17 protein-coding genes are annotated in these 20,791 nt (G+C 73.1%); 9 read left to right on the plus strand and 8 right to left on the minus strand.

The genetic code is table 11. The annotated features are described in order from the left end of the window. Positions 1-151: 151 nt before the first annotated feature. On the plus strand, positions 152-2,410 hold the full coding sequence (glgX, locus tag ACFY0I_RS27770; protein ID WP_388900948.1) for a glycogen debranching protein GlgX: 2,259 nt from the start codon (positions 152-154) through the stop codon (positions 2,408-2,410). Positions 2,411-2,452: 42 nt separating this feature from the next. Here glgX and ACFY0I_RS27775 read toward each other — a convergent pair whose 3' ends face one another. Next, the gene (locus ACFY0I_RS27775) at positions 2,453-3,034 is read right to left on the minus strand and encodes a MarR family winged helix-turn-helix transcriptional regulator (protein WP_388900950.1); all 582 of its coding nucleotides are present in this window, start codon (positions 3,032-3,034) and stop codon (positions 2,453-2,455) included. A gap of 96 nt (positions 3,035-3,130) precedes the next feature. Between ACFY0I_RS27775 and ACFY0I_RS27780 the strand changes: the two genes are divergently transcribed. Continuing rightward, positions 3,131-4,330 (plus strand): MFS transporter, encoded by a 1,200-nt coding sequence (locus ACFY0I_RS27780; RefSeq protein WP_388900952.1) that lies wholly within the window; start codon positions 3,131-3,133, stop codon positions 4,328-4,330. Between the two features lie 64 nt (positions 4,331-4,394). Further along, positions 4,395-5,117 (plus strand): CDP-alcohol phosphatidyltransferase family protein, encoded by a 723-nt coding sequence (locus ACFY0I_RS27785; protein WP_388900953.1) that lies wholly within the window; start codon positions 4,395-4,397, stop codon positions 5,115-5,117. On the opposite strand, the gene ACFY0I_RS27790 is transcribed toward ACFY0I_RS27785, so the two are convergent. Beyond that, positions 5,098-5,586: an adenylyltransferase/cytidyltransferase family protein gene (locus tag ACFY0I_RS27790; RefSeq protein ID WP_388900955.1), complete on the minus strand. Its 489-nt coding sequence runs from the start codon at positions 5,584-5,586 to the stop codon at positions 5,098-5,100. The genes ACFY0I_RS27785 and ACFY0I_RS27790 overlap by 20 nt on opposite strands. Before the next feature lie 172 nt (positions 5,587-5,758). Between ACFY0I_RS27790 and ACFY0I_RS27795 the strand changes: the two genes are divergently transcribed. The 3 genes from ACFY0I_RS27795 to ACFY0I_RS27805 are packed head-to-tail and all read left to right on the plus strand — an operon-like array spanning position 5,759 to position 9,938. Next, positions 5,759-6,964 (plus strand): glycosyltransferase family 4 protein, encoded by a 1,206-nt coding sequence (locus ACFY0I_RS27795; RefSeq protein ID WP_388901118.1) that lies wholly within the window; start codon positions 5,759-5,761, stop codon positions 6,962-6,964. After that, the gene (locus tag ACFY0I_RS27800) at positions 6,961-8,700 is read left to right on the plus strand and encodes a lipopolysaccharide biosynthesis protein (RefSeq protein ID WP_388900957.1); all 1,740 of its coding nucleotides are present in this window, start codon (positions 6,961-6,963) and stop codon (positions 8,698-8,700) included. Before ACFY0I_RS27795 ends, ACFY0I_RS27800 begins: the two co-directional genes overlap by 4 nt. Next, the gene (locus ACFY0I_RS27805) at positions 8,697-9,938 is read left to right on the plus strand and encodes a hypothetical protein (RefSeq protein WP_388900958.1); all 1,242 of its coding nucleotides are present in this window, start codon (positions 8,697-8,699) and stop codon (positions 9,936-9,938) included. Before ACFY0I_RS27800 ends, ACFY0I_RS27805 begins: the two co-directional genes overlap by 4 nt. 74 nt (positions 9,939-10,012) lie before the next feature. On the opposite strand, the gene ACFY0I_RS27810 is transcribed toward ACFY0I_RS27805, so the two are convergent. The 4 genes from ACFY0I_RS27810 to ACFY0I_RS27825 form a co-directional block, all read right to left on the minus strand. After that, entirely contained in the window at positions 10,013-11,479 is a 1,467-nt protein-coding gene (locus ACFY0I_RS27810) for a CHAP domain-containing protein (RefSeq protein ID WP_388900960.1), read from the minus strand. Positions 11,480-11,537: 58 nt separating this feature from the next. Then, the gene (locus tag ACFY0I_RS27815) at positions 11,538-12,986 is read right to left on the minus strand and encodes a peptidoglycan DD-metalloendopeptidase family protein (RefSeq protein WP_388900962.1); all 1,449 of its coding nucleotides are present in this window, start codon (positions 12,984-12,986) and stop codon (positions 11,538-11,540) included. Positions 12,987-13,036: 50 nt separating this feature from the next. After that, positions 13,037-14,332: a transglycosylase family protein gene (locus ACFY0I_RS27820; protein WP_388900964.1), complete on the minus strand. Its 1,296-nt coding sequence runs from the start codon at positions 14,330-14,332 to the stop codon at positions 13,037-13,039. Between the two features lie 400 nt (positions 14,333-14,732). Continuing rightward, positions 14,733-16,232 carry a hypothetical protein gene (locus ACFY0I_RS27825; RefSeq protein ID WP_388900966.1) on the minus strand — a complete coding sequence of 500 codons (1,500 nt, stop codon included), beginning with the start codon at positions 16,230-16,232 and terminating at the stop codon, positions 14,733-14,735. 107 nt (positions 16,233-16,339) lie between these two features. On the opposite strand from ACFY0I_RS27825, the gene ACFY0I_RS27830 reads away from it, so the two are divergent. Genes ACFY0I_RS27830 through ACFY0I_RS27840 form a run of 3 tightly spaced genes read left to right on the plus strand, consistent with a single transcriptional unit; the run spans position 16,340 to position 19,665 of the window. After that, the gene (locus ACFY0I_RS27830) at positions 16,340-16,879 is read left to right on the plus strand and encodes a WcaF family extracellular polysaccharide biosynthesis acetyltransferase (protein ID WP_388900968.1); all 540 of its coding nucleotides are present in this window, start codon (positions 16,340-16,342) and stop codon (positions 16,877-16,879) included. Next, on the plus strand, positions 16,876-17,997 hold the full coding sequence (locus ACFY0I_RS27835; RefSeq protein ID WP_388900970.1) for a glycosyltransferase: 1,122 nt from the start codon (positions 16,876-16,878) through the stop codon (positions 17,995-17,997). The genes ACFY0I_RS27830 and ACFY0I_RS27835 overlap by 4 nt, the downstream gene beginning before the upstream one ends. A gap of 60 nt (positions 17,998-18,057) precedes the next feature. Then, positions 18,058-19,665, plus strand: coding sequence for a HEAT repeat domain-containing protein (locus ACFY0I_RS27840; protein ID WP_388900971.1), 1,608 nt, complete (start codon positions 18,058-18,060; stop codon positions 19,663-19,665). On the opposite strand, the gene ACFY0I_RS27845 is transcribed toward ACFY0I_RS27840, so the two are convergent. Both ACFY0I_RS27845 and ACFY0I_RS27850 read right to left on the minus strand, forming a co-directional pair. Beyond that, on the minus strand, positions 19,662-19,880 hold the full coding sequence (locus tag ACFY0I_RS27845; RefSeq protein WP_362876890.1) for a DUF6458 family protein: 219 nt from the start codon (positions 19,878-19,880) through the stop codon (positions 19,662-19,664). The two genes, ACFY0I_RS27840 and ACFY0I_RS27845, sit on opposite strands and share 4 nt — an antisense overlap. A 131-nt stretch (positions 19,881-20,011) precedes the next feature. Beyond that, entirely contained in the window at positions 20,012-20,707 is a 696-nt protein-coding gene (locus ACFY0I_RS27850) for a hypothetical protein (RefSeq protein ID WP_388900973.1), read from the minus strand. Between the last annotated feature and the right edge of the window lie 84 nt (positions 20,708-20,791).

Below are 20,791 nucleotides of genomic sequence, written 5' to 3' on the forward strand. Positions count from 1 at the left end.
CTCCGGGGGAAACGTGAGGGCGGGGCACGTTCCGGGCAGAACAGTCCGGGCAGAACAGTGTGAAGGCACCAGACGGGGGCGGGCCCAGGCCGGGACGCCGGGGCCACGATCCCCTGCCCCCTTCGGTACCCAGGAGCCGTGGAGGCGGGCATTGTCTAGCGCAGCCGAACAAGAGGCGGTGGATGCCGCCGAGGGCACCGCGAACGCGGTGAACACCCGGGAGCGGGTCCACACGAAGGTGTTGCGGGCTTCCGCCCGCCCGGGGCCGCCGGTGTGGCCGGGGTCCTCGCACCCCCTGGGGGCCCGCTACCGCACCGGCCCCGACGGGGTCGCGGGCACCAACTTCGCCCTCTGGGCGCAGGGCGCGGAGGCGGTGGAGGTCTGCCTGTTCGACGAGGCCGGCGCCGAGACCCGCTGCGCCCTGACCGAACTCACGCACGAGATCTGGCACGGGTTCCTGCCGGGCGTGCGCCCGGGACAGCGGTACGGGTTCCGGGTGCACGGCCGCTGGGACCCGTGGACGGGCGCCCGGCACAACCCGGCCAAGCTGCTCCTGGACCCGTACGCACGGGCCGTGGACGGGGACTTCACGCTCCCGCCGGAGGTGTACGGGCACGTCCGGGACTGGCCGCAGCAGTACATCGCGGACACCGTGCGCGACGACCGGGACTCGGCGCCGTTCGTCCCGAAGGGGGTCGTCGTCCACGATGACGACGACTGGGCCGACGACGTCCGGCCGAAGACCCCCTGGGCCGATTCGGTGATCTACGAGCTGCACGTGCGCGGTTTCACGATGCGCCATCCGGGTGTTCCCGAGGCACTGCGCGGCACCTACGCGGGCCTCGCGCATCCGGCGGCGATCGAACACCTCTCGAAGCTCGGCGTGACCGCGGTCGAACTGCTGCCCGTGCACCAGTTCGCCCACGAGGACCACCTGCTGCGCCGGGGGCTGCGCAACTACTGGGGCTACAACTCGGTCGGCTACTTCGCCCCGCACGCCGGCTACTCGTCCAGCGGGACGACCGGGCAGCAGGTCGGCGAGTTCAAGCGGATGGTGCGCGCCCTGCACGCGGCCGGCATCGAGGTCATCCTCGACGTGGTCTACAACCACACGGCGGAGGCCGGCGAGCTGGGCCCGACGCTGTCCCTGCGCGGGATCGACAACCGGGGCTACTACCGGCTCCAGTCCGACCAGCGCCGGTACTCCGACTACACGGGCTGCGGCAACACCCTGCACGCGGGGCGTCCGCACGTGCTGCGGCTGATCACGGACTCGCTGCGCTACTGGGTCACGGAGATGGGGGTGGACGGCTTCCGCTTCGACCTGGCGGCGGCGCTGGCCCGGTCCATGCACGACGTGGACATGCTGTCGCCGTTCCTGGCGGTGATCGCCCAGGACCCGGTGCTGCGGCGGGTCAAGCTGATCGCCGAGCCGTGGGACGTGGGCTCGGGCGGCTACCAGGTGGGGGCGTTCCCGCCGCTGTGGACCGAGTGGAACGACCGCTACCGGGACGCCGTCCGGGACTTCTGGCGGGGCGCGCTGCCCGACGTACGGGACCTCGGGTACCGGCTGTCGGGCTCCAGCGACCTGTACGCGTGGGGTGGCCGGAGGCCGTACGCCTCGGTGAACTTCGTGACGGCGCACGACGGGTTCACCCTGCGGGACCTGGTGACCTACGAGCGCAAGCACAACGAGGCCAACGGGGAGGACGGCCGCGACGGCACCAACGACAACCGGTCGTGGAACTGCGGGACGGAGGGCGAGAGCGACGACGACCGGATCGGCGCGCTGCGCCGCCGCCAGCTGCGCAACCTGCTCACCACGCTGCTGCTGTCGACCGGGGTGCCGATGCTGGTCGCGGGCGACGAGTTCGGCCGGACCCAGGGCGGCAACAACAACGCCTACTGCCAGGACAACGAGACGGGCTGGGTGGACTGGTCGCTGCTGGAGGACCCCACCTGGAACGAGCTGTTCGCCCTGACCCGCCGGCTGATCTCGCTGCGCCAGGCCCATCCGGTGCTGCGGCGCCGGGCCTTCTTCTCCGGCCGGGCACAGGGCGCCGACGGACTGCGGGACCTGGCCTGGTTCACCCCGGGCGGCGCGGAGATGACGGAGCGGGACTGGTACGCGCCGGCCGCGGCGGTGGGGCTGTACCTGTCGGGGCGGGACATCCCGGGCCGCGACGAGCGGGGCCGTCAGGTGACGGACGACAGCTTCCTGGCCCTGCTGCACGCCGGGGACCGGCCGGTGGAGTGGCTGTTGCCGGGAGCGCCCTGGGCGGAGGTGTACGAGCTGGTGCTGGACACCGGGCGGGAGTCGCAGGACGCGCCGCCCGCGACCCGACACCGGGGCGGGGAGCACCTCACCGTGCCGGCCCGGTCGGTGCTGCTGCTGCGCGTCCTGACGTGAGGGGCGGGGCCGGGGCGGGATCCCGGCCCCGGAACCCGCGGGTCAGCGCGTTTCGACCTGGATCAGCATCCGCTTGAGGAGGGCGGCGAGCGCGGCGCGGTCGGCGTCGTCGAGGGGCTCGATCATCCGCGCCTCGGCGATGCCGCGCCAGCGCATGGCGTCGGTCCAGCGCCGGTGTCCCTCTCCGGTGAGCTCGACGTCGACCCGTCGGCGGTCCGCGGCGGCGCGCAGCCGGCGGATCAGGCCCGACTTCTCCAGGGTGTCCAGGCGTCCGGTCATGCCGGCCGGGGAGAGCAGCAGTTCGGCGGCGAGTTCGGAGGAGGGGGCCCGCCAGGGGGCGCCGCGGGAGGCGAGGCGGTGCATCGTCTCGAACTCGAAGGCCTGGAGCCCGGTCTCGGCGAGGGCCCGTTCCTTGCCGTGCGCGACGTGCTTGGCGAGCAGTTGGATGCGGGTGATGACGGCCTCGGTGGGCACGTCGAAGGGGACCTTGCCGCTCCAGCGCGCGATGTGGCGGTCGACCGAGTCCTGCGCCGGGAGCGCCGACTCCGACCGGCCGGCGCCGGGGCGGGGGGCGGGTTCCGTGGTCCCGCGCGATGCCGGGCTCGCGCCCGTCTCTGTGCCCATGTCCGCATTATGACCCGGCCCGTGGCGGCCCCGTCCCCACCCCGGGGCTAAAAATTTCGCCGGCGAATTCTTCGCCGGCGAAATAATCTGCGCGACATGACCCCGACCCTCCTGCGGCTGCTCGCCGGCCGCACCTGCGCCGCCTTCGCGACGGCGCTGATCCCCACCACCCTCACCCTCGCCGTGATGCGCACCGGTTCGGCCGGCGACCTCGGGCTGGTGCTCGCGGCCGAGATGCTGCCGATGCTCCTGCTGCTGCCCGTCGCGGGGGTGGTCGCCGACCGGTTCGCCGCCCGACGGGTGGTGCTCGCCGCCGATCTGGTGCGGGCCGCCGCCCAGCTGGCCACCGGGGCGCTCCTGCTGTCCGGTCCCGTGCGGGTCCCCGAGCTGGCCGCGCTGTCGGCGCTGACCGGCGCCGCCGTCGCCTTCGGCACCCCCTCGGCGCGCACCCTCGTGGCGGCCGTCGTCGCCGGACCGGGGCGGCTGCGCGCCAACTCCCGGCTGATGGTGGCCCAAGGGCTCGCCGCCATCGCCGGACCGGCCGCCGCGGGCGCGCTGATGCTGGCCGCCGGAGCCGGCTGGTCCTCGCTGGTGACCGGCGCCCTGTTCCTGGCCTCCGCCCTCACCCTGGGCGGTCTGCGGACGCCGACCCGGGAACGCGGCGGCGCCCGGAGCGGGTTCACGGCCGAGCTGCGCGCCGGCTGGGCGGAGACCCGTCGACACCCGTGGTTTCTGGCCAACGTCATGGCGCACGGGGTCTGGCACCTGACGGCCGGTGTCCTGCTGACCCTCGGTCCGCTGATCGCCGTGGAGTCCCTGGGCGGCGAGGGGTCCTGGGTGCTCGTCGCCCAGGCCGGCACCGCGGGGCTGCTCGCGGGGGCCTGGGCGGCCGGCCGACTGCCCGTGCGCAGGCCGCTGGTGTGGGTCGCCGTCGCCTCCGCGGCCCTCGCCCCGACCCTGGCCGCGTTCGCGTTCCGACTGCCCGTGGCGGTGTGCGCGGCCGCGTACTTCGTCGGCATGGGCGGGGTCGGACTGCTCAGCCCGCTGTGGGAGACGGAGATCCAGCGGCGGGTGCCGGCCGAGGCCCTGGGGCGGGTCGGCTCCTTCGATTCGCTGATCTCCTTCGCGGCCCGGCCGCTCGGGCTCGCGGTGGCGGCGCCGCTCGCCGCCGCCACCGGAACCACGGCGCCGCTGCTGGCCGCGGCGCTGCTCGTGGCCCTCGCGAACCTGTCCGTACTACTGCTTCCGGACGTGAGGGCGGATCCGGAGCGGAAGCCCTCACTCGCCCTGCGATGATGTGGCCCTCATACGAACACGCGTGCATCGTGCGCGCGTGCCATCGAAGGGTTCAGGGGTACGCATGGCGAGAGTCGGGACCGCGCTGCGGGAGCTGCGCGGGGCGCAGAAGTCGGCGAAGGGGGTGTCGCTCTACTCCCGGTTCGTGAACCGGCCCGCCGGGCGGTACCTGGCCGCCGGGTCGTACGCGCTGGGCCTCACTCCCAACCAGGTGACGCTGATCAGTGCCGTCTTCAGCTTCGCGGCGGTGGCGGCCGTCGCGCTGGTCGCGCCCTCCTGGGGGCTGGGCGTCGCGGTGTGGGCCGCCCTCGCGGTCGGCTTCGCCTTCGACTCCGCCGACGGACAGCTGGCCCGCCTGCGCGGGGGCGGCAGCGCGGCCGGTGAGTGGCTCGACCACGTGGTGGACTGCGCGAAGCTGACGGCGCTGCACACCTGTGTGCTGATCGCCTTCCACCGCTTCCCCGAGGCCTACGGGACCGGCTCGCAGGGCTGGCTGCTGGTGCCGCTGGTCTTCCAGTTCGCCGCGGTCGTCACCTTCTTCGGCGGGCTGCTGACCGAGAAGCTCAAGCCCAAGCCGGCCCCCGGCAGCCCCGCCGCCGCGCCGTCGACCCTGCGCGCGGTGGCGTTGCTGCCCGTGGACTACGGCGTGTTCTGCCTGGTGTTCCTGCTGCTCGGCGGCGGCGAGCTGTTCCGTTGGGCGTACGCCGGGCTCGGCGCGGTCGCCGTGCTGTTCCTGCTGGCGTTCCTGACGAAGTGGTTCCGGGAGCTCAGCGCCGTTCGGCGGTGAGCGCCTCCGGCCCCGCGAGGGGCTGGGCCAGCGCGTCCAGGGCCCGGCGCAGCTGGGTGCTGGACGTGTGGACGGTGTAGGGGAAGTAGACGACGTCGACCCCGTGGGCGGCGAAGTCCTTCTCCAGCCGGTCACCCTTGGCGGTGCCCCGCCAGTCGTCCCCCTTGAAGATCACGTCGAAGCGGACCTGCTTCCACGTCTCCACCTTGTCGGGGACCGTCTCGACGAAGGCCGCGTCGACGTACTTGACGCTGCGGACGATCTCCAGCCGTTCGACCAGCGGAATCATGGGGCGACGCCCCTTGGCGAGCTCGGCCATCTCGTCGGAGACCACTCCGGCCACCAGGTAGTCGCACTGACTCCGGGCGTGCCGAAGGATGTTCAGATGTCCGATGTGGAACAGGTCGTAGGCACCGGGCGCGTACCCGACCCGGTACGGTCTGCGCGCGGACGGCCCAGGCTCGGACATATCGTGCTCCATCATCAATTACCCCCCAGCGGCCACACCCCCGGGTGTGGCGGATTAGCAGACAATAGCGTGCACGTTCCGCACCCTGTCGGTGAACGAATAGGGTGACGTGCGCATCATCCAGGGGAGAAGGGGACGTTCAGTGTCCAATTCCGGTCACCGGCGCCTGCTGCTGGTTTCCACCAACTACGCCCCCGAGCACGCGGGCATAGGCCCGTACGCCACCCAGATCGCGGAGCACTGGGCCAGTATCGGCCACGAGACCCACGTCCTGGCGGGCATGCCGCACTATCCGGCGTGGTCGGTCGAGCCGGAGTACAAGGGGGCGCTCCGGCGCACGGAGGGGCGCGCGGGCGTCACCGTGCACCGGCGTGCGCACACCGTGCCCCAGCGGCAGACCGCCGTGAAGCGCGCGCTTTTCGAAGGATCGATTCTGCTTCACGGCGCCGTGGCCCCGCCCCGGATGCCGAAGCCGGACGCGGTCCTCGCCCAGATGCCGAGCCTGGCCGGTGGCGTGCTCGCCGCACGACTGGCGGCGCGCTGGAAGGTTCCCTACGTACCCGTCGTCCAGGACCTGATGGGGGCCGCGGCGGCGCAGAGCGGGATCAGCGGCGGCGACAAGGCCGCGGCGATCGCGGGTCGCGCCGAGGCGTACGCCCTGAAGCGGGCCACCCTGGTCGGCGTGATCCACGAGACCTTCGTGGACCGGGTCGTCGGCATGGGCGTGGACCCGAAGCGGATCCGCCTCGTGCCCAACTGGTCGCACGTGCCGCAGCCCACCAAGCCGCGCGGGGAAACCCGCCGACACCTGGGCTGGGCCCCCGGTCAGACGGTGGTCCTGCACTCCGGGAACATGGGCCTGAAGCAGGGGCTGGAGGTCCTCGTCGGCGCCGCCCGACGGGATCCGTCCGTCCGCTTCGTCCTGATGGGTGACGGCAGTCAGCGAGCGGCGCTGGCCGCCCTCGCGGCGGACGTCCCGAATCTCGACATCATCCCCCCTGCCGCTGACGGCGAGTTCCCCGATATCCTCGCCGCGGCGGACGTGCTCGCGGTCACGCAGCACGCGGCCGTGCTGGACATGAGCGTTCCGTCCAAACTCACCTCCTATTTCCAGGCCGGCCGGCCGGTCGTCGCGTCCGTCGCGGCGGAAGGCGGAACCGCCCAGGAAGTGGCACGTTCGGGCGCCGGGGTGCTCGTACCGCCGGAGGACCCCGACGCGCTGCTGAAGGCCGTACGGGCTCTGGCGGAGGACCCCGAGGGCGCGGACGCGCTGGGCGCTGCCGGGCCCGTCCACGTGGCGGCCCACCTGAGCCGGGAAGCGGGTCTCGCCCGCATCGACGCACTGATAGACGAAGCACTTGGGGGCACCCAGCCGTGATCGAGACGAACCGCCCAGCAGCGGCCCCGGCCGAGGACGAACCCGATCTCCTCAGGGACCAGTTCAAGCAGCTCCTGCGCTACCGCAAGCTCATCGGCGCGGGCGTGGGCATCGGCCTGCTGGGCGGCGTCTACCTCGGCATATCGACGGCGGACACCTACGTGGCGACCGCCGACGTGGTGCTGCGGGCGCCCACCGACGACCCGTTCAACCCGAGCCTGGCGCCCGACAAGGCGATCAACATCGGCTCCGAGCGGCAGGTCGCGCTTTCCAGCTCCATCGCCGAGGCGGCCAAGAAGAGCCTCAAGATCGCCGACCAGGACTTCGCGTCCCTGCGCAGCGGCCTCCAGGTGACCAACCCGCCGCAGACCATGGTGCTCCGCTTCACCTACACCGCGTCCTCCCCCAAGGAGGCCGCCCGGCGCGCCAACGCGATGACGCAGGCCTACCTGCTCAAGCGGCAGGAAGCCCTCGACGCCACCCGCGACAAGATGGTCAAGGGCTACAAGGAGCAGCGCGACCCGGTCGCCAAGCAGCTCGACGAGCTCTCCAAGGAGATCTCCCGGATGCCCGCGGGCACCGCGCGCGACGCCGCGACCTCCAGCAAGACCGACCTGCAGAGCGAGGTCGGCGGCTACAACGGCAAGATCACCAAGCTGGAAGCCCTCGACATGACCCCGGGACGGGTCACCAGCGCCGCGACGGTTCCCACCTCCCCCGACGGCCCCGGCATCCTCATGTCGCTGGCGCTGGGCGCGGCCGTGGGCCTGGCGCTCGGCCTGCTCGCCGCCTGGGTCCGGCTCGTCTTCGACCCGGCGCCGCGTTCCGAGGGTGACGTCTCGCGGGCCCTGCGGGCGCCCGTACTGGGCTCCCTGCCCCGGGACAAGACCGGTGGCGGGCCGCTCCTCGCAGCCGGCGAGGCCGACCCACGGCTCGCCGAGGAGTACCGCTCGGTGGCCTTCCGGCTCGCCTACGACTCCCGTTTCGCCGACCGCCGGCGGCTCCTCGTCGTCGCCCCGCGCGGCAGCAGCGAGACCGCCGCCGCGGTGGCCGTGAACCTGGCCGCCTCCTTCGCCGAGACCGGCAAGGACGTCCTGCTCATCGAGGCCGACCTGCGCACCCCGGTGCTGGCCAGCCAGTTGCCCACCGACGCCGGTGGGCGGCCCCGCTGGAGCCAGATGCCGGGCGGCCCCGCCGCGGGCGGGCACAGCGACTCCGACTGGCCCGACGGCCGTCAGCTCGTCGTGGACGCCGGGGAATCGGGCACCTTCGACCTGATCCCGGGCGAGCGGGTCCGCAACGTGCCCCGCGCCCTGACCTCCCCGCGCGCCACCCGGCTGATCTCCGAGGCCGACTCCCCCAACTCCACCGTCGTGGTGCTCGCCCCGCCCGTGCTCTCGTACGCCGACGCCCTCGCGCTCGTCGACCGCGTCGACGGCGTCCTGGTGGTCTGCGACCCGCGCGCCGTGCACCGCACCGACCTGTCCCGGATCCGCGAGCTCATCAGCGGCGCCGGCGGAACGGTGCTGGGCGCCGTACTGCACACCCCGCTGCCGACCGAGAAGCGCGGCCGCGGCAAGGGCAAGGGCGCGCCCGCTCCGGAGGTCGCGCCGCCCGCGCCGGCGAAGTCCGCGCCGCAGCCCCTCACCCGCGAGCCGGCCGAACCCGAGCAGCACATCCCGGGTGACGGCACCGACACCGTCGCCCTGCGCACGGTGCGCACGGGCCGGCGGTGAGCCGGCGGGGCCTCGCCGCGGTCTCCTCGGTCCTGGACCAGGCGGCGTCCAGCGCCACGAACATCCTGGTGCTGGTGCTCGCCGCCCGACTGTCCTCGGCGTCCGGCTTCGCGGACTTCTCGATGGTGTACGTGGCCTTCAGCGTGCTCCTCGGGCTGAACATGGCCTACGTCGGGCAGACCGTGGTCCTGGAGAAGGGCGAGCGCCTCGGCGCCGTCTGCCGTTCCTCCGTCCTGTTCACGGCCGCCGCCTCGGTGGTGGCCGGCCTGGTGCTCGCGGCCGTGGGCCTGGCGCTGCCCGGCGACGTCGGGACGGCCTTCATCGCGCTGGGCGTCGTACTGCCGCTGGTCCTCGTCCAGGACGGGCTGCGCTACTGCTTCTCCGCCCTGCGGGTGCCCCAGCGGGCGCTGGCCGCCGACACGTTGCGGCTGGTCTGCGTCGTCGCCGCGCTGGCCGTGCAGCCGTCGGGCGCCTCCGCCGGACGGCTGGTGCTCGTATGGGGTCTCTCCGCCCTTCCCGCGCTGGCACTCGGCCTGTGGCTGCTGCGGCCCTCGGTCCGCGGGGTGCGCGCCGAACTGCGCCCCTACCTGCGCCGCGGGCACCTGGGGCAGCGGTTCGTGGTGGAGTTCGCCGTGGGGAACGGCTCCAGCCAGCTCGCCGTCCTCGGACTCGGCGTCTTCGCGACCCCACTGGCCGTCGGCGCGCTGCGCGGGGCCACCACCCTCTTCGGGCCGCTGAACGTGCTGTTCAACTCGGCGAGCGCCTTCGGCCCGCCCGTCGTCGGCCGCGCCGACGGCAAGCGCGGCATCGTCCGCCTGACGGCCCTGATGGGAGCAGCCCTCGCGGTGCTCGGCGCCGGGTGGGCGGCGGTCCTGTACGCGCTGCCCGACCGACTGGGCCGCCAGCTGCTCGGCGACACCTGGGCCGCCGCGTCCGCGCTGCTGCCGGCGACGGGAGCGCAGTACGCCGTCATGGGACTCGGTACCTGCGCGCTGCTGACCCTGCGCGTCCTCAACCCGAAGGCCACCCTGTCCCTGCAAGTCGTCTTCTCCCTGCTGTCGGTGGCCCTGCTGCTCGGCGGGTACGCCGTGTGGGGCGTCGCGGGGGCCGCCTGGGGCCTGGCCCTGGGCTCCGCCGCGAAGGCGGCGGCCGGCTGGCTGCGCGTCGTCCGCCTGGAGGCGCCGGCCGCGGAAGCGGCGCCCGCCGCCCCGGACACCGCCGGGCGGACCACCGCCTGAGCGGCGGCGAGGGGAGACGGCCGCGGGCCCGGGACGATGACCGTCCCGGGCCCGCGGCCGTCTGCGGCTCCCGATCAGTTGTAGGTGCCGGTGATCGAGACGCCGGTACGGGTGCCCGTGACACCGGTCAGGTCGACGGAGCCGACGGCGGTCCAGTTGCCGCTGACCTGGCGCACCGTGTGCAGGACCCGGCCGTCGGTGGCCACGAACGCGACCTGGAGCTCGTCGTTGACGGCAGCCGCGGACACGTCCGTCACCGTCACACCGGACACCACCGGGGACAGGGAGTTGAACACCCACTCCCCGCTGAAGAAGCGGGCGCCGTGGTACTGCTTCGCACCGTTCTCCGCCGTCAGAACGATCTGGAGGTCATTGCCCGTGCCGGCGATCGCGACGTCCGCGATACCGGCCGGAGCACCCTGCGCGGACACATCGCCCCAACCCAGCCACTCACCGTTCGCCAACCGCGCCGTGTGGTGCAGAACCCCGTCGGCCACCGCCACGAGCTGCACATCGGACCCCGTGCGAGCCATCGCCACCTTCGTCACCGGCTTGTCACCCGCCGGGTTACCCACCGGAGCCAGCGGCGTCCAGTTGCCGTCCGACCGGCGCACCGTGTGGTACACCTTCCCGTCCGCCACCACGGCCACCTGAAGCTCCGCACCCACCGAAGCCGCCGCCACCTGCGTCACGTTCGCCAGCTGACCGGCCACCGCGTGGACATCGCCGAACCCGGCCCACTGGCCGTTCGGGAACCGGACCGTGTGGTAGAGCTTGCCCTCGTTGCTGACGGCGAGGACGTGCGTGTCGCCGTTGATGCCGGCCTCGGCCGTGGTCCGGACGCCCGAGGGGATCTCGCCCGCCTCGTTGTCGACGTTCCCGAAGTTCGACCAGGTCCCGTTCGGGTTGCGGAGGCCGTGGTAGAGCGAACCGCCCGACTCCACCGCGACCTGTGCCCGCCACTGGCCGGACGGCGCGGGCGGCGTCACCACCGGCGGCGGGGTTCCGGGAACACCCACCGGTGAGACGAAGGCGAGGGCCTTGCCCGCGCCCGGGTTGTTGTAGGTCCGCCAGTTGAACCAGTTCTTGTACGAGACCTTGCCGCTCTCGTTGCCGCCGACGGTCTGGATCTGCGAGCCGTCGGAGGAGACTCCGACGACCAGGCTGACGTGGTTCGCCTCGCCGGAGACCGAACCGTCGTCGTCCCACAGGACCGCGTCGCCTATCCGCGGTCCGCTGGTGTGCAGGGTGCCGTTCTTCTGGCCGTAGCTGTGGAAGGACGCGGCGGCCGCGTTGAGGCCGCTGGTGTTCGCGCCGGCCTGCTTCCAGACCCAGCGGGAGAACTCCGCGCACCAGGCGGACGGGTACACGCATCCGTAGTACGGGGTGCAGTTGTTGCCGACCTGGTTGCGTGCGATGTCCGCGACGGTCGGGGCGTTGGCCGCCGCCGACTGGGCCGAGGCCATCCCCAGCATCGGGGCGAGCACGACGGCGGCGAGGAGGAGGGAGCGGCTACGGGCGGACTGCTTGGCCTTGAACATGAGGGAGAGGTCCTTTACTGAAGAAGTCTGGTGGGGGAGGGAATCGGCCCGTGCCGGGTCAGTTGTAGGTGCCGGTGATCGAGACGCCGGTACGGGTGCCCGTGACACCGGTCAGGTCGACGGAGCCGACGGCGGTCCAGTTGCCGCTGACCTGGCGCACCGTGTGCAGGACCCGGCCGTCGGTGGCCACGAACGCCACCTGGAGCTCGTCGTTGACGGCAGCCGCGGACACGTCCGTCACCGTCACACCGGACACCACCGAGGAAAGGGAGTTGAACACCCACTCGCCGCTGAAGAAGCGGGCGCCGTGGTACTGCTTCGCACCGTTATCCGCCGTCAGAACGATCTGGAGGTCATTGCCCGTGCCGGCGATGGCGACGTCCGCGATACCGGCCGGAGCACCCTGCGCGGACACATCGCCCCAACCGAGCCACTCACCGTTCGCCAACCGCGCCGTGTGGTGCAGAACCCCGTCGGCCACCGCCACGAGCTGCACGTCGGACCCCGTGCGAGCCATCGCCACCTTCGTCACCGGCTTGTCACCCGCCGGGTTACCCACCGGGGCGAGAGGCGTCCAGTTGCCGTCCGACCGGCGCACCGTGTGGTACACCTTCCCGTCCGCCACCACGGCCACCTGAAGCTCCGCACCCACCGAAGCCGCCGCCACCTGCGTCACGTTCGCCAGCTGACCGGCCGCGGCGTTCACGTCACCGAAGCCTCCCCACGAACCGTCGGCGAAGCGGACGGTGTGGTAGAGCTTGCCCTCGTTGCTGACGGCGAGCAGGTGGGTGTCGCCGTCGATGCCGGCCTCGGCGGTGGTCCGCACTCCCGAGGGAATCTCGCCCCCCTCGTTCTGGACGTTTCCGAAGTTCGACCAGGTGCCGTTCGGGTTGCGGACGCCGTGGAACAGCGCCCCGCCCGACTCCACCGCGAACTGGGCCCGCCACTGGCGGGACGGCGCCGGCGGCGTCTCCACTTCGCCGCAGTTCTTGCTGGTGAGCGTCGAACCCATGCTGAACGGGACGCCGTTGAAGACGGATTGCTTGACCGTGCCCTGGTACTGCTGCTCGTAGTGCAGGTGGGCCCCGGTGGAGTTTCCGGTGTTGCCGACGATGCCGATCTTCTGGCCTCGGGTGACGCGCTGTCCGACGGTGACGTCGTGGTCGTTCAGGTGGGCGTACAGCGTCTTGGAGCCGCCGCCGTGGTCGATGACCACGTACTTGCCGTAGCTGGTGGTGAGGGACTTCACGACGCTGACGGTGCCGTCGGCGCTGGCGAGGACCGGCTGGTTCTCCGTCGAGGAGCCCCGTGTCCAGTCGATGGAGAGGGTCGACGGGCTGTGGCCGCCGTACGTCTTGCCCAGCCAGGACTGCTGGCAGCTGAAGGGCATCTGGTAGGCGGGGCCCGCCGCGTGGGAGGGCGTGGCGGCGAAGGCGACCAGGCCGGAGGCGGCCAGGGCCAGGCCGGTGGCGGAGGTCAGGACGCGGCGGGAGAAGGTGAGAGACATGAGGATTCCTCGAAAGTTTCGGGTGGGGGCGCGGCGCGGGCCGGCGCGGGTCAGTTGAAGGTGCCGGTGAGGGCGACGCCGTCGCGGGCGGCGGGAACACCGGTCAGGTCGACGGAGCCGACGGCGGTCCAATTGCCGCTGACCTGGCGCACCGTGTGCAGGACCCGGCCGTCGGTGGCCACGAACGCCACCTGGAGCTCGTCGTTGACGGCAGCCGCGGACACGTCCGTCACCGTCACACCGGACACCACCGAGGAAAGGGAGTTGAACACCCACTCCCCACTGAAGAAGCGGGCGCCGTGGTACTGCTTCGCACCGTTCTCCGCCGTCAGAACGATCTGGAGGTCGTTGCCCGTGCCGGCGATGGCGACGTCCGCGATACCGGCCGGAGCACCCTGCGCGGACACATCGCCCCAACCCAGCCACGTACCGTTCGCCAACCGCGCCGTGTGGTGCAGAACCCCGTCGGCCACCGCCACGAGCTGCACGTCGGACCCCGTGCGAGCCATCGCCACCTTCGTCACCGGCTTGTCACCCGCCGGGTTACCCACCGGAGCCAGCGGCGTCCAGTTGCCGTCCGACCGGCGCACCGTGTGGTACACCTTCCCGTCCGCCACCACGGCCACCTGAAGCTCCGCACCCACCGAAGCCGCCGCCACCTGCGTCACGTTCGCCAAAGCACCGGCCGCGGCGTGGACATCGCCGAAGGTGCCCCACGAACCGTTCCCGTTGCGGACGGTGTGGTGGAGCTTCCCCTCGTTGCTCACCGCCAGGACGTGCGTGTCGCCGTTGATGCCGGCTTCCGCGACGGCGCGGACGCCGCCGGGTACCGCGGCCGCCTCGCCCTCGACGTTGCCGAAGCGGGTCCAGGTGCCGTCGGCGAAGCGCGTCGCGTGGTGCAGGCCGGTGCCGGAATCGACGAGCACCTGCGCCTTCCAGGACTGCGCGGGCGCCGGCGGGGTGGGGGCGTCGGGGTACGGGTTCGCGTGGTCGGTGCCCAGTCCCCTGCTTCGGCCGCAGCTCGGCCAGGCGCCCGGACCCTGAACGGCCAGGACCTTCTCGGCTATCAGGATCTGCTGCTTCTTGGTGGCCTGGTGTGCGTACGCGGCGTACGCCGTGCCGCCGAAGGCCCGCCAGGTCGACGCGGAGAACTGGAGGCCGCCGTAGTACCCGTTGCCGTTGTTGATGCTCCAGTTGCCCGAGCTCTCGCACTGGGCGACCTTGTCCCAGGTCGCCACACTGGCCGCCGAGGCCGAGGTGGTGCCCAGCGAGAGCGCGACGGACGCGCCGATGGCGACGGTGGCGGTGAGCGAGGCGAGCGCGGTCGTGCGACGGCGAGCAGGCATGGCGGATCCCCCAGGATGACGACGTGGATGTACTGCGGACGCGCAGTGGTGCGGTTCCCGGGGGTGCGAGATTCGGCCGCACCACCCGGTGTTTCCCGGCCCCTGCGGGCCGTTGACACGATCATGTCCGCTGGTCAGGGGTCGTTCCAAGGGGTTCCGGCCGGCCTGAACGGGCCCTGGCCGGAAGCGTCCGCCGGGGCTTGAACCGGCGGCCGGGAGGCGTCACCGACGTCGGCGCCCGGACATGCCGAAGCTCCGCTCGCGGGCAACGGGCGAGCGGAGCTCGGGTGCGCGGGACGAGCGGAGCGGGGTGCGCGGAGCGGGGTGAGCAGGGCCGTGCGGAGCAGGGCCGTGCGGAGCAGGCCGTGCGGAGGGATGCCGGGCGGCGACCCCGCGCGCGTCAGCGCAGGGTGGTGCCCTTGTCCGTGCGGTACGTCGCCACGAGCGCGAGGCACATCGCGGCGATGGCGACCCGGCCGGAGGCCTGGAGCAGCGGACCCCGCAGCAGGATGAAGGAGTAGCCGGCGACGAGCGGGACCACGACGGAGATGAGGCTGCCCGGGGGCGAGCGGCGGGTGGCGCGCTTGGCGTAGCGGCGGTCCACGCGGGCGGCTGCGTAGCCCATGCCGAGCAGTCCGGCGCCCATGCCGAGCGGCCCGAAGTCGATCCACAGCTCCGCCCAGATCGGGGAGGAGAGGTTCGTGTTGACGGTGCCCATCCAGGTACCGACCATCACGCCCGTGTCGCGCGGCTTGCCCGGCCAGACCGAGCGCGGCACCGCGAAGAAGATCGATCCGGCGAGCTGGCGTCCGTAGAAGTGGCCGGGCCCGGAGTTGGAGTAGGTGATGGTGTTGGCGAACATGCCGATCTGGTCGTAGTCCTTGAGCGCCATCGGCTCCAGGAACGACGTCGTCTCGACCGGCTTGTAGTTCTTCTCGTCGTAGCGGAAGCGGTCCGCGAACGGGAACACGAGGAGGGCGACCACCACGGCCATCGACAGGGCCACCCGGTACATCGCGGCGCTCACCGGGAAGACGGTGAACAGCAGCGCGAACATGACGGTGAGGAACCAGTAGCGCGGGTTGGAGATCGGGTTGTTGACGATCAGGTTCAGCCCGGCGAGCGCGGCCCAGGTCACGATGACCGACACCTTGCGGCGGGCGAACTTCGAGGTGATCAACCAGCGCGTGTACAGGAGCAGCGCGAGCAGCGCGGGCACGGTGCCGAAGCCGCGGAGCAGGGCCTGCCCGGCCTGGCCGTCGCCGTTGGAGACGCCCGCTTCCTCGATGCCGGCGATGATCTCCTGCCGGCTGGAGAAGAACACGGCCGGCCCGCCCAACTTCATGATGAAGGCGGCGCTGCACAGGAAGGCGAGGACGGTCAGCAACTGGAGCCGGCGCCGGTGGGCCATGACCGGCCGGGGTTCCTTCTGGGAGCCGCCCGCACGGCCGGTGGGCCGGTGGCGGGCCAGCAGCACGCCGACGTCGAAGGCGGTGCAGCCGAGCAGGACGAGGCCGACGGCGACGGTGAGGTCCGAGCGCGGGCCGACGACCGGGGTCGGTACCTGGCCGAGTACGGCCTGGGCGAGGGGGGCCACGCCCATGGCCATGTAGACGAAGAGCCAGAAGGAGCCCTGGAGGAGCTTGCGGCGGCTGGTGAGGACCATCGCCGAGAGCCGGGCACCGGCGTACATGGTGAGCAACAGTTGGAGCCAGAAGGCCGCGTCGCGGGCGCCGGCGCCGGACTGGACGGCGACGAAGAACGGCAGGAAGACGGTGAAGCCGAGGGCGAGCGGGACGGACAGCGCGCGGGAGAGCAGCGTGCGCGGGGTGGTGACCCTGCCCCACTTCGTCTCGTCCTCGACGGGGGGCCGTACGGGCGTGACGGTGGGCTTGCGCATGTCCGTAGCCACTGTTGCCCCCACCCCTGTGCGTGATCCGCGCGCAGTCTAGTCTGAGCGGGCTGCGCCCGGGGAGGCGCGTCGGGGTGGACGATGAGGGGCGACTGTTGCGTGATCTTCCTGCCTTCACGCTGGCCGGGTACGACAAGGGGCGCGGGCTGCTGACGCAGGCGCTCTGGTTCGCCGTGATGAACACGGTGTTCATGGCCTGGTTCTGTCCGGCGCGGCTGCGCGTGGCACTGCTGCGGGCCTTCGGGGCGAAGATCGGCGAGGGTGTCCTGATCCGGCACAAGGTGCGCGTGCTGTGGCCGTGGAAGCTGACCGTCGGGGACCACACCTGGATCGGTGAGGGCGCCTGGTTGCTGAACCTGGAGCCGGTGACCATCGGGGCGAACGTGTGCCTGTCGCAGGATTCGATGCTGTGCACCGGCTCGCACGACCACCGGGCCGCCGACTTCCGTTACCGCAACGCCCCGATCACCGTCGAGGACGGTGCGTGGGTGGCCGTACGGGCGACCGTGCTGGCCGGGGTGACCGTGGGCCGCTGCGCGGTCGCCGGCGCGGGCGCCGTCGTACACAAGGACCTGCCGGAGCTGACCCTGCAGACCCAGGACGGCCGGCGCCGTCCGGTCGAGGAGCCGAAGTGAAAGTTCTGCACGCCGTCACCCTGCACTCCCCCTCGCACGCCTTCGGCGGGCCGGTACGGGTCGCGCTGAACCTCGCCAAGGGGTTGCGGGCGCGGGGCCACGACGCCCGGTTGCTGGCGCTCGGCGAGGGTTTCCCCGACCCGTGGCCCACCGACGTGGAGGGTGTCGCGGCCAAACTGTTCCCGGCCCGGCGGATCCTCCCCCTCGGCTTCAGCGGGATGACCTCGCCGGCCCTGCTGGCCTCGGCGGGCCGGCTGGTCCGGGAGGCCGACGTGGTGCACGTGCACCTGGCGCGGGACCTGGTCACCCTGCCGGTGGCGCTGGCCGCGCTGCGCGCCGGCAAGCCGCTGGTGCTCCAGACCCACGGCATGGTCGACCCGAGCGAGAAGGCGCTGGCCAAGGTGCTGGACGCGGTGGCGGTACGCCGCCTGCTGCGCGGCGCCGACGCGGTGCTGTACCTGACCCCGCACGAGCGGGAGGGCCTGGACGCGGTGGTCGGCTCGCCGCTGGAGCGGGCCGTACGGCTGGTCAACGGCACCCCGGCGCAGGACGGGCGGCCCGCCCCGCAGGGCCCGCCGCGCATCCTGTACTCGGCGCGGCTCCAGGCCCGCAAGCGACCGGTGGACTTCGTGGACGCCGCTCCGGCGGTACTGGCCGTCCACCCGGACGCGCGGTTCGTGGTGGCGGGCCCCGACGAGGGCGAGCTCGCGGCCGTGCGCGCCCGCATCGACGGGCTCGGCCTGGGCGAACGGTTCACGGTGCCGGGGGCGCTGTCGAGCGCCGAGGTGCTGACGGAACTGCGCCGGGCCCACGTGTACGTCCTGCCGTCGGTGGACGAGCCGTTCCCGATGTCGGTGCTGGAGGCCCTCGCGGTGGGCGTACCCCCGGTGGTGACCCACTCCAACGGCCTGGCCCGTGACATCGCGGCGGCCGGAGCGGGCCGCGCCGTCGACCCCGGCCCGGAGGGCGTGGCCCGCGCGGTCCTGGACCTCCTGGATCCGGACGCCAACCGAAAGGCCTCCCTCGCGGCCCGCGAACTCGCCGCCGCCTCCTTCTCGATGGACGCGGTGCTGGACACCCTCCTCCCGGTGTACGAGGGGGCGCGGAGCCGCCGGTAGCATCCGACGCACATCACCGCAGGCCCCGAGCGGGGCCCCGTCCGAAGAGAAGTCGCCTGGATGACCCAGGAACCGACCGCCTCCACCGCACACCGTTCCACCGCCGGACCCGCTCCCGCCGCCGTTCCCTGGGAGCGGTTGGAGCACCACTACGGCACCGCCGAGGACGTCCCCGCCCTGCTGCTCGCCGCGCTGTACGCCCGTTGGCGGGCCGAGCCCGAGGAGCGGGTACGGATCCGGCTGGTCGAGGCCGCCGGGCAGTTGCTGCGGCACGTCCCCGGGGAGTGGCCGGCCGAGGTCGTCGACTGGCTCGGCGGGCTGCCCGGGCACCCCGACGCCGCCCAGTCGTTGGCCGGCGTACTGGCGCTGCGCCGCTGCGGGCTCGGCGGCCACGACACCCGGCAGGTCGACGGGGCCATCGCCCACCTCTCCAGCGGGGACCGTCGTGCGCGGGCCGCCCTGTGGCGGGAGGACGAGCCGTGGAAGCTGATCCGGCGGACCTCCGAAGTGTTCGGTGAGGACCGCGACGGCCGCACCCGCCTGATCGCGGGGCTGCTGGAGCGGGACGCCGACGCCGTGCAGGCCGCGGCGGAAGTGGTGGCCCGCCGGCGCTCCCCGCTCGCGGTGCTGCTGGCGCCGGTCGCCCGGCGGCTGTCCGACCCGTGCGCGCAGACCCGTCGGATGGCGGCCGCGGTGCTGGCCTCGGCGGGCGCGCGGTCCGCGCCGTGGGCCGACGAACTGGCCGCCGCCTGCGCGGACGAGGACCCCCCGGTGGGCCCCAACGCCCTGCACGCCCTCGTACGGATCGGGGATCCGCGCGCGGTGGAGCTGGTGGCCGAGCGGCTGGAGCGGCCCTCGCACCGGTTGGCGGCCGCCGTCCGGCACGACCACTGGTGGTACCGGCCTTCGTTGTCCGACGTACTGGGCCCTCTGCACGCCCGGGCCGACCGGCTGCTGCCCCTCCTGCGGGCCAGGCTGCGCACCTCACCGAACCCGTACGAACCCGCCGCCCTGCTGGGGGTGTTGGCCGGGTGGGGGCACGCCGCCCGGGACGCCGAGCCGGAGATCGTGGCCCTGCTCGGTACGAGCGCCCGGGCGCAGGCCCTCGACGCGCTGCTGGCCCTGGACACCGCCGGGGCGCGGGAGGTGGCGTTGCCCGTGGCGCGGGCCGCGGCCGAACGCGGGGAGCACGGGGCGGCGTACCGGCTCTGGCGGCTGACCGGGGACCCCGCGACGGCCCCGGACGACCCGGCGACCACCGCCGCGCTCGGCCCGGCCGCCGCCGGGCGGGAACCCGCCCTGCGGTCCCGGTGGGAGCGCGGGCGCTTCGGCTGGGAGCGGGTGGAGGTGGCGTACGCCCTGTGGCGGATCACCGGTGATCCGGCGGACGCCGAACAGACCGCGCGGGCCGCGCGGATCGCCCTGGGCGAGGATCCCCGGATCGGCGGGCACGCCCTGCGCTGCCTGCGCCTGCTGCCGGCGCTCGGTGCGGCGGCCGCCCCCGCGGTACCCGCCCTGCACCCGCTGCTGAGCACCGACCTGCGGCCGGTGCTCAGCGCGGGCTGGGCGGCGATCCCGGACGACGACGCGCTGTGCGCGACCGTACGGGAGGTGCTGGCCGCGGCCGGGGCGGCGGACCGGTGGGCGTCGGGCGCCGGGGCCGCCTAGAGCGGGTCCCGGTGGTGGTTGTCGACGACCGGGAAGGCCGCCATGGCGCGCCGGCGCTTGAGGACGCTCGCGTAGACGGCGAGGCCGACGCAGCCGGCCGCCATCATGATGAGGCCGACGAGGTCGAGGTTGACGCTCTCCAGTTCCCAGTCGCTCGCGAAGGTGAGGATGGCCCCCACCACGATCAGGGCGATGCAACCGCCGATGCCCCGCATAGGATTCGCCTCCGCTGTGTCGTGTGACCGCGCGGATACCCCGAACGCGGGCACGAAAACGCCGTCGCTGCCCGGGTGTTGCGGGTGCGACGGCGCTTTCGTGGGGGTGCGGGAGGCCCGGACCGTGCGCCCTAGGCGGGGATCCAGGCGTAGCAGCCCGTCGAGTTGAACGTGGCGGTGCCGCCGGGAATCGCGGCCGTGATCCTGTCGCCCGCCTTGGGCGGGGTCTCGGGACCGGAGGCCAGGATGGAGCCGTCCTTGCCCTTCGCCTCCCAGGTGCAGCCGGCGTTCTGGGTCAGCGCCCGGTAGGTGCCCGCCGCGGGCGCGTTGCGGGATCCGTCGCCGAAGCCCTTCTCCGCGGCGGCCAGGATCGGCTTCTGCTCCGGGCACAGGTGCGTGATCGCGTCCTTCGCCCCGGTGATCTCGCCGGAGATGATGGCGCCGGTCGCCGCGTCCTTGTCCCGCTTCGCCGTGCGCTCCACGCGCTGGCAGGACTCCTCGCCGGTCTGCAGGACGGCCGCCGGATCGACCTTCTCGGGGACCCGACCGCTGAGGTACTTCTTCTCGTTGTCCTTGAAGCTGCCCGTCTTCGGGGTGAGCTTCGGGTCCGGCACGACCGGGCCCGTCGGCTTGGCGTCGGGCGCGACGGACGCGGCCGGCGCGGAGGGCGCCGGTGAGGCGTCCGCCGGGTCGGGGACCGAGGAGGCGGCCGGCGGCTTCGGCTTGACCGCCGCCTCGGCGTCGGCCTTGCCGTCGCCCGAGGAGCAGGCGGTCAGCGTCAGGGCTGCGGCCAGCAGAACAGCAGCCGCTGCGGAGCGTCGGTACATCAGGTGGCTCCCGTACTTACTGGGTACTCGGGGTGGAGAGGCGTACGGGGCCCGGCGGTGACCGGGCCCCGTACGCGCTCGGCG

It is taken from the genome of Streptomyces sp. NPDC001568, assembly GCF_042893755.1.
GTDB lineage: Bacteria > Actinomycetota > Actinomycetes > Streptomycetales > Streptomycetaceae > Streptomyces.

Bases quoted from the DNA above. Each gene is read 5' to 3' on its own strand.
- ACFY0I_RS27775 (WP_388900950.1), bottom strand. From the start codon at position 3,034: ATGGGCACAGAGACGGGCGCGAGCCCGGCATCGCGCGGGACCACGGAA.
- ACFY0I_RS27780 (WP_388900952.1), top strand. From the start codon at position 3,131: ATGACCCCGACCCTCCTGCGGCTGCTCGCCGGCCGCACCTGCGCCGCC.
- ACFY0I_RS27785 (WP_388900953.1), top strand. From the start codon at position 4,395: ATGGCGAGAGTCGGGACCGCGCTGCGGGAGCTGCGCGGGGCGCAGAAG.
- ACFY0I_RS27790 (WP_388900955.1), bottom strand. From the start codon at position 5,586: ATGTCCGAGCCTGGGCCGTCCGCGCGCAGACCGTACCGGGTCGGGTAC.
- ACFY0I_RS27810 (WP_388900960.1), bottom strand. From the start codon at position 11,479: ATGTTCAAGGCCAAGCAGTCCGCCCGTAGCCGCTCCCTCCTCCTCGCC.
- ACFY0I_RS27815 (WP_388900962.1), bottom strand. From the start codon at position 12,986: ATGTCTCTCACCTTCTCCCGCCGCGTCCTGACCTCCGCCACCGGCCTG.
- ACFY0I_RS27820 (WP_388900964.1), bottom strand. From the start codon at position 14,332: ATGCCTGCTCGCCGTCGCACGACCGCGCTCGCCTCGCTCACCGCCACC.
- ACFY0I_RS27825 (WP_388900966.1), bottom strand. From the start codon at position 16,232: ATGCGCAAGCCCACCGTCACGCCCGTACGGCCCCCCGTCGAGGACGAG.
- ACFY0I_RS27840 (WP_388900971.1), top strand. From the start codon at position 18,058: ATGACCCAGGAACCGACCGCCTCCACCGCACACCGTTCCACCGCCGGA.
- ACFY0I_RS27845 (WP_362876890.1), bottom strand. From the start codon at position 19,880: ATGCGGGGCATCGGCGGTTGCATCGCCCTGATCGTGGTGGGGGCCATC.
- ACFY0I_RS27850 (WP_388900973.1), bottom strand. From the start codon at position 20,707: ATGTACCGACGCTCCGCAGCGGCTGCTGTTCTGCTGGCCGCAGCCCTG.